Annotated in this window: 16 protein-coding genes; 1 reads left to right on the top strand and 15 read right to left on the bottom strand. The window is 39.4% G+C overall.

Going from position 1 to position 11,528, the window contains the following annotated elements; translation table 11 throughout:
• Positions 1–206: 206 nt before the first annotated feature.
• The 14 genes from JQC92_RS18530 to JQC92_RS18595 all read right to left on the bottom strand — a co-directional run bounded on the left by JQC92_RS18530 (position 207) and on the right by JQC92_RS18595 (position 8,602).
• Positions 207–533, bottom strand: a complete 327-nt coding sequence (locus tag JQC92_RS18530) for a hypothetical protein (RefSeq protein WP_205001039.1) — start codon at positions 531–533, stop codon at positions 207–209.
• Positions 534–577: 44 nt separating this feature from the next.
• Complete coding sequence (locus tag JQC92_RS18535) at positions 578–949, bottom strand: hypothetical protein (RefSeq protein ID WP_205001040.1); 372 nt, start codon at positions 947–949, stop codon at positions 578–580.
• Positions 950–1,055: 106 nt separating this feature from the next.
• The gene (locus JQC92_RS18540; protein WP_205001041.1) at positions 1,056–1,439 is read right to left on the bottom strand and encodes a nuclear transport factor 2 family protein; all 384 of its coding nucleotides are present in this window, start codon (positions 1,437–1,439) and stop codon (positions 1,056–1,058) included.
• A 9-nt stretch (positions 1,440–1,448) separates the two neighbouring features.
• Positions 1,449–2,003: a ribosomal protein S5-alanine N-acetyltransferase gene (gene rimJ / locus JQC92_RS18545; protein ID WP_205001042.1), complete on the bottom strand. Its 555-nt coding sequence runs from the start codon at positions 2,001–2,003 to the stop codon at positions 1,449–1,451.
• A 12-nt stretch (positions 2,004–2,015) separates the two neighbouring features.
• Entirely contained in the window at positions 2,016–2,354 is a 339-nt protein-coding gene (locus tag JQC92_RS22750) for a cupin domain-containing protein (RefSeq protein WP_205001043.1), read from the bottom strand.
• A complete protein-coding gene (locus JQC92_RS18555) occupies positions 2,351–2,857 on the bottom strand; it encodes a hypothetical protein (RefSeq protein ID WP_205001044.1) in 507 nt (168 codons plus the stop codon). Before JQC92_RS18555 ends, JQC92_RS22750 begins: the two co-directional genes overlap by 4 nt.
• A 38-nt stretch (positions 2,858–2,895) precedes the next feature.
• A complete protein-coding gene (locus tag JQC92_RS18560) occupies positions 2,896–3,504 on the bottom strand; it encodes a DUF998 domain-containing protein (protein WP_205001045.1) in 609 nt (202 codons plus the stop codon).
• 41 nt (positions 3,505–3,545) lie between these two features.
• A complete protein-coding gene (locus JQC92_RS18565; RefSeq protein WP_205001046.1) occupies positions 3,546–4,454 on the bottom strand; it encodes a DUF4350 domain-containing protein in 909 nt (302 codons plus the stop codon).
• Between the two features lie 36 nt (positions 4,455–4,490).
• The gene (locus tag JQC92_RS18570; RefSeq protein WP_205001047.1) at positions 4,491–5,000 is read right to left on the bottom strand and encodes a cytochrome b; all 510 of its coding nucleotides are present in this window, start codon (positions 4,998–5,000) and stop codon (positions 4,491–4,493) included.
• 94 nt (positions 5,001–5,094) lie between these two features.
• Positions 5,095–7,107 carry a replication endonuclease gene (locus JQC92_RS18575; protein ID WP_205001048.1) on the bottom strand — a complete coding sequence of 671 codons (2,013 nt, stop codon included), beginning with the start codon at positions 7,105–7,107 and terminating at the stop codon, positions 5,095–5,097.
• Between the two features lie 22 nt (positions 7,108–7,129).
• The gene (locus JQC92_RS18580; RefSeq protein WP_205001049.1) at positions 7,130–7,390 is read right to left on the bottom strand and encodes a hypothetical protein; all 261 of its coding nucleotides are present in this window, start codon (positions 7,388–7,390) and stop codon (positions 7,130–7,132) included.
• Between the two features lie 60 nt (positions 7,391–7,450).
• A complete protein-coding gene (locus JQC92_RS18585) occupies positions 7,451–7,804 on the bottom strand; it encodes a hypothetical protein (RefSeq protein WP_205001050.1) in 354 nt (117 codons plus the stop codon).
• 14 nt (positions 7,805–7,818) lie between these two features.
• Positions 7,819–8,334 (bottom strand): phage regulatory CII family protein, encoded by a 516-nt coding sequence (locus tag JQC92_RS18590; protein WP_205001051.1) that lies wholly within the window; start codon positions 8,332–8,334, stop codon positions 7,819–7,821.
• A gap of 61 nt (positions 8,335–8,395) precedes the next feature.
• A complete protein-coding gene (locus JQC92_RS18595; RefSeq protein WP_205001052.1) occupies positions 8,396–8,602 on the bottom strand; it encodes a DNA-binding protein in 207 nt (68 codons plus the stop codon).
• A 95-nt stretch (positions 8,603–8,697) separates the two neighbouring features.
• Between JQC92_RS18595 and JQC92_RS18600 the strand changes: the two genes are divergently transcribed.
• Positions 8,698–9,381 (top strand): helix-turn-helix domain-containing protein, encoded by a 684-nt coding sequence (locus JQC92_RS18600; RefSeq protein WP_205001053.1) that lies wholly within the window; start codon positions 8,698–8,700, stop codon positions 9,379–9,381.
• A 152-nt stretch (positions 9,382–9,533) separates the two neighbouring features.
• On the opposite strand, the gene JQC92_RS18605 is transcribed toward JQC92_RS18600, so the two are convergent.
• Complete coding sequence (locus tag JQC92_RS18605; RefSeq protein ID WP_205001054.1) at positions 9,534–11,237, bottom strand: TolB-like translocation protein; 1,704 nt, start codon at positions 11,235–11,237, stop codon at positions 9,534–9,536.
• Between the last annotated feature and the right edge of the window lie 291 nt (positions 11,238–11,528).

The raw sequence follows: 11,528 nt of genomic DNA on the forward strand, positions 1-11,528 counted from the left end.
ACAACTCAATGAATGATATCAACAGCATGACATGATGATTAGATCGGTCAAATGATCGTGAAAAATAGTGAGTTGAGTGCAGGTATTTTGTTCATTTAACTTTCAGAGTGCTGAATAGTTACGGTTAAACTAGAAATATCGGCTAAGATTAACAAAAATTAATGTTGGAAATTTCGTATTTTACATATTTAAAATTTTAGTAACCGTTAATTTCTGCGTCTTATCGCTTTAAAGCCTGATAGTTCTCCATTATGAAAGTTGATTTCACCATGCAATTGTTCACCAACAATTGCAGCATCACCGCAACCATGTGCTTCATCCATTTCATCACAACCTTCCCACGTAAAGGACAAAGAACTATTTTTGAACTTTGAGTTATACAGATTCATATATCCTTGAACATAGCCAAACTGAAACTCGCCTGTATTATTCTCAAAAAAAGAAATAAAACCTTCGACTTCTGCATCAATGTAATCTTTATCCCATAAATCCATCTCTACGATTTGCCATGTTCCAAGGATATCGTTATTCATGAGGTTGCCTTATTTTTATTGAGTTGCCGTGATGGTAAATTTACTTACACAAAACGAGAAACAAAATTTAGATAACCTTGCCGACCTAGCTGCTTAGTCCATCGTTGAACAGACTTTCTTAATCGCTTTAGACACTCAATGGCATTGTCTACGGTAAAGGTTGAGTTTTCCAATAGCGTTGTATAATTATCAGTTATTGCTTTATAAAGCTCGAGGTCTATACCTGATAATGAATGTGCTTTAGCTGAAACATTTCTTTGCTTAGCCTTCAAATCGCTTATCGCAACATTTAATGCCCTTTCTACCTGAGAGTCATAAACCTCACCATTGCTCCGATATACTTGAACGATAGATGATTCAATAGTTTGTAATTCCATAAGAAATTCATCTTCAAACTGCGTATTTGCTTTGTTCATTTTGTTTCCTAAAATCAAGAAAGAGACTAAAATTTGATTCTAATTTAACTCATTTTAAAATTGAAGGTAAAGCCCGAACCTTTTAATAAGCCCGTTAACAACTACTTCATTTTTTCTTTTGTTCAAACGGCTCACACTTGGTTCCTTGATGGTAAACCATCTGCCATTGGTTATTTGCTTTCGTCCAAATTGAACAACGGTGAGAGTAGATTGGTTTTGTTACGTCATGTTTTTTCAAAACTGATTGATACAACAACATGACGCTATCATCAGCTAACTGGCGAACCTCATAATCCGTTGCTTGAATTTCTGGTGCCGCCTCGGTTGGCAACCGCTCTAATACTTCTTTTTTCCCAAATCGAATACCTGAGCTTGCAACTTCAATAAATTCGTCAGCGATTAGCTGTTCAAGCTTAATCTTTGAGGCTCTTACTTCATCAGAGAAAAGTGACTCTTCAAGTTTTATTATTTCACTTTCTAACTCAGTCATTAGCGTACTTTATTCCTTAGTATTGATTTTTGAAGTCAAAACATAATCACGCCATTCACCATTAATTTTAAGGTATGACTTTGCCAAGCCTTCTTTTTCGAACCCTAACCGCTGGAGAACGGCGGCGCTTTTGTCATTTTCTGGGACGTAATTAGCCATAACACGATGCAGCCCAACGTCATCAAAGACATAACTCATTGCAGCATCGAGCACTTCATGCATATAACCTTGACCTTGGTAGTCTTCATCAATTGAGTAACCCAAATTACACGCTTGAAATACACCTCTGATGATATTGGTAAAATTACAAACACCAATAACATGAGTTTGAGAGTGGTTAAGTACAGCAAATTTAATTGCAGAACCTGTGCAAAACAACTGCTGTCCTTCGTTTAGTAGTTCTTGCCATGTATTTATTTCATAAAATGAAGTGTCTCTAACTGGCTCCCAATTGGATAAATGCGCTTTATTTTTTAAGTAATAATCACGCATCAAACCGGCTTGACTTGCATCTAATAAGACAAGCTTAGTTCTCGCTGTTTCTACAATGATATTTCCCGTCATGACTGCTTCCTTTTAAACCGCTTCGACTCTATCCCCATGACTTGGTGGCGTAGACGTTACAACAAATACCAAGTCTTCTTGCTGCTGATTACTTAATTGGTGAGGTACGCCAGCTGCAACATGAATGCCTTGTTGTGGTTTGAGTTGATGAACGACACCATCAACCTCTATTGTCGCCAAACCTGACAGCACAAAAAAGAATTGTTCTGCGTGGTTATGGAAGTGTCTAACTTCACTTGCACCACTTGGCACTCGTTCTTGAATTACACTTAAATTGTCAGTTTTAACTAAGTGCCAGCCGTCGCAGTTGTCGTCCCATTTGTAATGTGGAGCATTGCTTATTGAGATCACAGACTATTTTCCGTAGCTTTATGCACCAAAGCATCCCATTTAGACCAAGCGATATCTCGACCAGGATAAGCAACATTCTTAAATGGCCATGCATCTTCGAGCCAGTATTTTATGGTATCAGCCAGCTCAGACTCTAAATGAGAACTATCTTCTCGTATCCAAAAATGCACCATGCTTTCAAATTCAACTGAAGGACTCGGATCGATATAAGCAGTACCAAGGCACTTGGTTTTATTAACATCAAATATTGAATAGGCAAAGGCTTCACGTTGACGGAACTCCCGTTCATGAACTTTCATATCTTCTTTATTTTTAGCCAAGGTCAAACCATCACTAGGCCAATTTGAGCCTTTACCAAAGATACCTTTTAGCTTTTGAACTGATGACATCACTGCTTCGTAGTCTTGCTCTACAACTTTGTTGCTAAGCGGAACAAAGCTGAAAGAGTTTGCGTTATATGTTTCCGGTACAGTAAAGGTGTTTGGTACAAACTGATTATCCATTAATTTTCCTTTAGTACTATTGCTGTGGTTTTCTCAAATCACTTCATTATTAAAATTGAAAGACCGCTCAACCAAAAAAGTTGTGTCCCATACGCCAAACGTTGATACAAACCTGCTGTATTACCCTTTCTTTTAAATACCTTTGTCATTTTTACTAAAAACGACACAGAAACAATGACGCTTAAAATTGATAAAAGTGTGAAGCCTATAGAAGCCAAAGCTTGCTCGGTAGAGAATAAAGCACAAATTGGTGCCACTAGTAATGACAACAAAACAAACATGCCTGCCCATGAATGAATCTTACATTCAACGCTTGGTTTTTTAGTATAAGGATCGGCATCCATTGGATAATAACCAGCGACTAAGGTTCCGATTCCATGAATAACTACCATCATTCCAGTTAGTGTTAGTGGCAACGAGTCTGATATATAACTGATATACCAGCCGAAAATACAAAACAATAATCCCAGCGGATAATTATTTATCCAAGGTGAAAGCTTTTCTGTTGGGCTATTTTTTGCACCAAGCTCACTGCAAAATTGCTTTGAATGGCTGTAATTAGGGTAAAACTTACCAGCGATATATACACCGAAAATGATCCAAATCGATGCTATTAATCCTGACAAACTTGCGAAAGTATCAAGCAAGAGTTAACTCCTTTAACGTTTAAGTCCAAATTCGTTAAGCCCTATAGTTCTCCAGACAACCAAAGCATGACATTCAATAAAAAACGCTCATTTTGCTCCGAACCTTTTGCGTTTAGCCCCATATTCCATGAGTCTTTGTCATCAGAAGCTATTTGGGCAGTAAACATTCCAGCTTCCCCAAAGACTGCCATACGTCCTTTTCCGAACTTCAAAGTCGCACCTTGGAACCAGTTAGTCACAGGAATTGTCGGTGTATGCTCATCAATAGCAAATGACTCAGATGGCATATACGAAACAGATTTTTTGGTAAATACAAGTAGCGGTTTAGCTTCAACTGGTGCTAGGAATGCTTGTCCCATAAAACCTCGTACTTTGGTTACTTTACTTGTAGGGTTAATTCCTTGTGTAATCGAATGAGCAAGTAAACTTCCATCTGCGTTTTCAAAATACTGTTCACGATGACCAAGCATTTCTACGTATCCATTTGTAAAATGAAAACCAAAGATTGCAGCTAAATCTTCAGAGGCTTTAGGCCAAGGCATATGATCAGCTATTAGTAGTAATGCTCCACCATTTTTAACCCAACGATGTAGAGTTTCAATTTCCTGCCTCGAAAATGCTGGATAGTTTGGCAAATCCCAATTTGTTTTATTTTCATCAGCAACCGGATTTGCGATAACCAAAATATCAATGTTTTTAAGCGATTCTTTTGTGAACTTATTAATGTTACTTTTAACCACGTAGCCATCGCTTGCAAGCACCTTAGCAAATGGAGCATATCGACCTGTTAATGTGTGAAAGTTATTATGAGCTTCATCAATGTGAACTCGTGGCGTTTTATTAGTTTTGAAATATGGAACTTGATTCTTTGGCTCATAAGTGAAATCAACTTTTTGCTCTGCACTTACCAGTGTAGAAATAAAAAGTAAAATGTAGATCAGCAGCCTCATATTTACCCCATGTGCTTAAATTGTTCTGAAAACGGTTTATCGGTGCAGATACAAACCACCAACAATATGAATGCCTAGTACTACATACAACCATTTTGTCAAAAGTTCATGACTTTCAAATGCAAAGCCAAAGGTTTCTCTATCAACTGGCGTGAATGGAACAGACAAAATGCTTAAAAACTCTAATGGCAATTCACCATTTATTAGAGAAAAGAAACCTGAAACGGCAAGTAATACGAAGGTTAGATAAAGCAAGTAGTGCAATCCATAAGTAATAACCTTATGCCTCACACTTTGGAAAACCATTTTCGTATCACGGTTTGGATATATGCGATTCAAAAAAATGCGACCGCCTAACAGTGCAAATAAGGCTATAGCTTCAAAAAGGTGAGTTGTCATTGCATCTTGCTTGTGAATTAAATCACCCTTAATACGATAATCAGTGATATGTATTGAGGTTCCCATTCCCCAAAGCATATCAATGATGATAATTGCAGATAGCCAGTGTAGCCCTCTGTCGATGTAGTAAGCTTTTGTGTTTGTCATGTCCAGTTCCTTTTTGACACCACATCTTTATGCGGCACAAGATATCACTATATTTAACAGCCAGATAGCCAATATAGCTTCAAACCAAAAAAATCTATGTAACATAAAAATTACAACTTTCATTAACAGCCTTCATTCGCTTATTGGATTGTTTACAAGCTACATTGATAGAAGTTATCCCCTCCGTACAGTTATTGTCAGATCTCCAAGGGGCGCAGCTGTCGCTGCTTAACGGGCAAACAGCGTTCTCGGCTTCACCATCAACTTTAGGTTCAGCACTTTCAGTTCTCGGTTTATGAATCTCCCAGCCTTCGAGCCGTGTTTCGACTTTTACATCAGCTATAACGCCTATGATTTTTATGATGTCCTCACCGTAACGGTTGGCGGCTTCGTTGACGATTTTGGCTAGTTTTACTGGGCGTGCGCTCCGCTTACAAGCAAGTCCACCATTAGCTTCAATGTATCCTTGCCAATTAGCGGCGTCCGCGGCTTTTCGGGCGTGTTCTAAAATATCGTCATTGGGAATCGCTTTTCTCAGCCGCCTTAACTCTCGCCATACTGTAACTGGCGCACCGCCGATTTGTTGAAACTGCCTTATCCGCCATGTACTAGCCCATGCTGCAACACCTTCTGCCGCATGTTTACCTGAACTTTCAGCTTCGTAATCAACATCGACATAAGCACCATCGATATTTTTAGCGATGTACTTGGTTATGTAACCTGTGGCACTGCCTTTGGTTGGATCTATGGATTTATAATCAAAGCGTGGGCTGCAATCATCAGGCGTAAAGTTGTCATCCTTAATGTTCAGTTCTTCTTTATCGTGCTGAACGGCATATTCACAAATGATCTGTCTTGCGAGAACTACTTGTTCCGGTTTGAAGAACAACAGTAAGTGCCAGTGTGGAGTGCCATCATGATGCGGCTCTACAACCCGAAAGCCGAAGGTTTCTATTTTTTCCCGTTCAAGTTTAGCCCGTACTTTTGCCCACTGTTTGCAAAGGTACTTTTGTGTGGCTCTCGGTGTGGCGCCCTCGTAGGATGAATTGGCATGACTACGACCATTATCGTCTTTTATCCAGCTATGGTATTTCGACGGTGCCGTCCATGTGTAAAACTCACCGACATAACCATGCTCTGCGGCCAATTGCTCGAAACCTCGCATTCTCACCATCAGCTCAACCCGTCGATTTTCAGGATTAGAAATTGAAGCATTAACCGCATCCATTAACGGCAATTCTAATTCGTATTGCTCGTTAATTAGCATCATCATTTTCAGCCATTCGGTATTGGCTTTTTTGCGAGCTTGATACTCTTGGAGGGTTTTGTAAGAAACATAAGGCGACACGCCAGCACGAACTTTACCGACAATAATGGCGGCATGCTCTTTGTACTGTTGGTATGCTCTTTCAAGTTGATTATGCCACCAACTTTCATCTATTAATCGAGCAAGCGCTTTGGCAATGGTATCGAGTTCATCTGAAATATCCGCACCTCTCTGTTGTTTCTTTTCCATCTTTTTAAAGTCAGGCAGTGGCGGACAGAAGCCCCACATATCCGCAGGCTGTTTTACGGCTTTGATTAGCTCGATAGGATCTATTTTCTTGGTTCGTTGCTCAGTGATATTTTCCAACATCATCAAACAGCGATTCGCCCATTCATTGGCAATGTCACTGCGTCTGACTTCTGAATTTAAATGATAAAGCGGGATCGGAAACTTACGGATAACCTTATCAATGAACTCAACACTTTTTCTTAGCCAGATATTGGCACTGCGTCCATTGGGATATTTTTTGTATCTTCTGAGGTATTCGTTTTTAAGCGTCTTTGCTAATGCCTCTGGTATTCGTTGCAGCTGCTCAGTCATCCATTTTAGGTTGACTTTAATCGAGTCAGCTTTTACTTGAATCTCACGTTTTAAGGATACAATTTGATGCTGAGATAACTTGTGATAGCGACTGATAAAGTCTAGAAGAATTGGATGTGCGAGTTGATCTGGAATAGCGGTTAGACAAGCTATGACGTTGTTCAAGTCAACTTCAGCAGCACCTTTAAATACTGCTGATAGTGAGATGCCTGATTGCTCTTCAAATTCGTTGATGTCCATAACGGTTCATCTCTCAGCAGCTTCACGCAGCTTTATGCCATTTGTGATAATCGAGCTGCACATAAAGCACATCACTGAGCAGTTCGCACATTTCATATAGCTCAAAGTCATTAAGCACAACCAGACACACTCGAACTAAGGCTGACGCCATGCCTGCATAATTGTGTGCAGCATTAAATTGCCTGTGACGAACAGCTGTCCAGAACTTATTGTAGATTTCAGCCATCAAGCGACGCATCGCTACATGCTGATTTTTAGATAGATCAAAGGCGTAGGAAGACATAGGTGTACTCCTATAAATAAATTAGTTGGTTGGTGTTCGTTAACGGATTAAGTGAAGAAATTAGCCGCTAGAAGTATTGAAGTTATGGCTTTTGATTGAGTTTAAGTGCAAGTGGCATTGGTCTTTACACAAGTTCACCTTGTTAAAAAAGTGAGCTAAATTGATCAGCTCTATAATGGCGTGACGAATATCATTCCGTTGTCTTCGGTCGAAGTGCTCGAAGCCGTTATCCCAATGAAGATCAGCATTAATTCCGGCATGATGGAGCAACAGCTGCTTGTGAGCTTTGCATAGTCTGTCGTAATGGCTAGCAATGCTACTTTTACCCAATTTCACTCTCATCATTGCGAGTGTTTTCTCAGCAATATTTTCACTGGAATTATAGGCTGAGTCCTCAGTCATTAACTTGCTCATAGACAACCTCCGATTCACGAAGCTACAGCTACTGTGCAGTTTGAGTAAGCAGGAATAACTGAGGGAGGAAATGCTTTGCTATCGACTAACATGACTAGCCTTCTTAGTTCAGCCATTAATACCATTGCTTGTTTAACGATGTCGTGACGTACAAGTTCTGTAACTCCCTGCTTATCACGTACTTCAAGTGTTAACTCAGATAATGAGCCAGCGTCTGAGCAGATCTTGAGTAAGCTATTGGTGATAGAGTTTGATGAGTCAGAATGACCTTCAGTGAACACTTGAGAGGGCAAGCAACCTAACTGGAATAGTACACCGTCAACAATACTTCGATTGTTACTGGCAAGAGTAATATCGACCAGCTCATTAACCGTTAACTGGTGTGGTTGGCTCAGGCATAGTTTATTTCTTAGTACTTGTGGGCTGTAATAGCAGATTGCTTTTGCTAAGCTTGTGAGATTCTCATTCTTTGCGAATGATCGAATCGCATTATTCACATGATCATGTGTGGCTTTTTCATCTGTAAACATAGCGTATACCTCTTTACATTGATATGTTCCTTTTTAAGATGATTCATTCCCTTATATTGGTTTAACTGATACTTACCAACTCAGCTGCTTCTTTGGTAAGAGCAAGAAGATTAATTAGAGATTTATCAGTTCTTCTTACTTTTGGACGAATAGGTAACCGACCGTCTGCAACCATCTTCTTTATAGTGTTGTAGGGCACTCCAGAGATTCTAGAGTACTCTTCATAGGTCACGAACGGAGTTGCAATTTGTATAGCAATATCACTCATTTGATCGTATCCTTATTACAAACTGTCTTTCGAATGCGTTGGGGAATGCCATTGAAAGACTAAGATTTAACCATCGAGAAAGGATTGTTGATCTAATGAGCAGTATCGTCAAGCTAAAAAACATGAAATTTTTGCGTTCGTTAAATTTAGCTGTAAACGCTGATGGCGGTAAAGAGATAGTTGAGCGATTAATTGGTTTATTTTGCGTTCGTAATCGTCTTGAATTAGCTGAAGTTCTTGGTACGCATCCCGGCACCTTCTCCACATGGCAAACAAGAAATACCACTCCTTTTGAAATGCTCACTCGCATACATTTAGCCACAGGTGTTTCGATGGAATACTTATGTTTTGGTAAAGGTGAGCTACCTGATATTTTCCAAAACACTGAATGGACATCAAAAGATACCCCTGTAAACCAGCCTCCTCAGCCAACTCAAACAGCAGTTGATAACCAACTGTGTATCTACGCCCTCAACAACGGTAAATTGGTTAAGACAGAAGAATTCCCCGTTGATCCAAAGTTCCACACTCTTGTAGGGATCGCTAGTAACGATTTTGCACTTGAGCACTCTGATGGATTACTTTTTATCAACACTCAGCAAAACGTCGTTACCAAAGGCACCTACCTGTTCAGCGTAAACGGCGCCCACCAAGTCGGGGAGTTAAGACAACTCCCAGACGGAAAAATCTACTTTTATGATGAAGGTGAGAAATACCTTGTTGATACTGGGGCAACAGAAGTTAAAGGAAGGGTTGTGAAAGTATTGGGTGAGAGATAGCCCACCCAGCACGTTTCTGGACAGAATCTTGCCAGTAATGATCTTTGAACGTTGGAACAGATTTGGACATTTCGTGTTAAAAATTGAATTTTTACAACTCCAGTTGAAGCAACCCTTTAGTCGTGGCGAAAATGTCATTATATTAAACATACTTACTTGCTGTTAAGAGACTGTGTTTGGTACACATTTGTATTTATCTGTTTGGTACGTCCAAATAACAGTATATTTCCTTTAATATCAAAAGAGTTAACGTTGGTATGAGTAAGAGTGACTAATTTTTTAGATTGTTCAGAATAACCTTGAATTTTACTCTTTTCATCTTGTTCAAACCAAACCCATAGCTGATCTCTTTTTCTTAAATTAAACTGACGACCATCAATGAGTTTATTTGTTGGTATTACTGGATTTTCGACAAGAGTTGGCAACTCACCTTCAAATAATTGGTTATTTTTATCCAGCCAAAGTGTGTTCTTCGGATCAGCGTGATATTGAATCAATTGCCATTGAGAGTCTTCAGGTGAAATCTCATCCGTTTTTAGTGAATAGGAGTACGCTCGATATTGATGGTTATGTTTAATACTATAAGCAATATTGCTCTCTGATTTGAATGAAACTCCTACAATTTCGGTTTGTGGAATATTAAGACGCTTAAACTGACCAGTTGATAGATACACTAGATGTATTTCATTTAAGGTTAACGCGACTAAATAGTCCCCCTTGGGTGACCACATCAAATCGACGTAGTGACGGTCATCGTTAAAGTGGGTTAATTTTTGTCGATGATTATTTTCGGTATTGGTTAACCAAAGTTCTTCACTCCCCGAAGCTAATGCAACGTATGCTATTTGATTGTCATGGTGAGCAAATCTTGCCAATCGTTCGTCTAATGAATTATTAGCGACAACCCATTGTTGATTTGTTGAAGTATTTATCGCATGAATGTTGACATTATTGTCTCCAGCAGAAAACAAGTAATCAACGCCATTCGTATGTCGACGAGGATGTTTAATCTGTCGGCTTCCAGAATAAATAACTTGTCTGTCTTTACCGGCTAAATTGTAACTGAGTAGTTGATATGCGGGATGTTCCCCCATTAGCACAACTCTTGTACCGTCGTGATCCCATATGCCACAACAAATATACGCATCTTGTTTAAACAGCAACTTAAGTTGTTCTGTTTTTAAGTCAAGTGAGTAGAAACCTTCCCACTGTTGTTTATCTGGGGACGAAATCAGTAGTTTGTCCTGCGTCGGATGTAGATCAAATTGACTGTTGCCCCCTAAATATATCTCAGGCTGATGCAATCTCTTGTTTTTATTTGTTGTTAAATTAAACTCGAACAATGAATACGGTGTATTTCTACCCTCATTTTCACTGAACACCAATCGATTATTGTCATGCGTAAAGACAATTTTCCCATAACTTCCAGCTGGGCAATTATGAATAAGTCGAGGCTCTCCCAGTTCTAATCCACTAATACTGCGGATGTAATACTGGCAGTGTTGAGGCGTCGCCACGAGGTAGGCTAACAGTTGACCATCATCACTCCAATCAGCAGGTCCAACCCCCATGTTATCTTTGTGAGTAATTTCCGTTATGCGATCATCAACAACATTTTTTATCATTAAATGCATTCGGTCACTTTGTGCTGACATATAAGAAACTCGTGTTCCGTCCGATGAAAAGTCGGGAAATAGCTCGTTTCCAGCATCGGTAGTAAGTGCTCTTGCATAAAAAGGCGTCGATGGTGTTGTTTGATATTTATTCCAAAATACGCTCAAGCCAACAGCAATAGTAAAAGTGACCAAAATGGTGGTCAAGATTAGTCCAATTTTTCTGAGGTTTATTGTTTTCATGTGATTAACCTCGATAAATTTCGGCTTCGATGCTTCTTCATTAATCGGGGTTACAACAGCGATAAACTTGTATCCCTTTTTAGGGAAGGTCGCAATAAATTTGGGTTGTCTAACGTCATCAGAAAAAATTTTACGTAATTTGGTGATCAATTTACTTACAGCATTATCGCTGTCTCTTGATCAGATCTTAGTGCATTTCTCCGTCAGCTAGCATTTCTTTCGCCATCCTATATCCAACGACATAAGATTGAAGGGTATCCCAACCTTCCCAAATCGTTTCCCAACCTGCTA

The sequence above is a fragment of the Parashewanella hymeniacidonis genome (genome assembly GCF_016900895.1).
GTDB classification, from domain to species: Bacteria; Pseudomonadota; Gammaproteobacteria; order Enterobacterales; family Shewanellaceae; genus Parashewanella; species Parashewanella hymeniacidonis.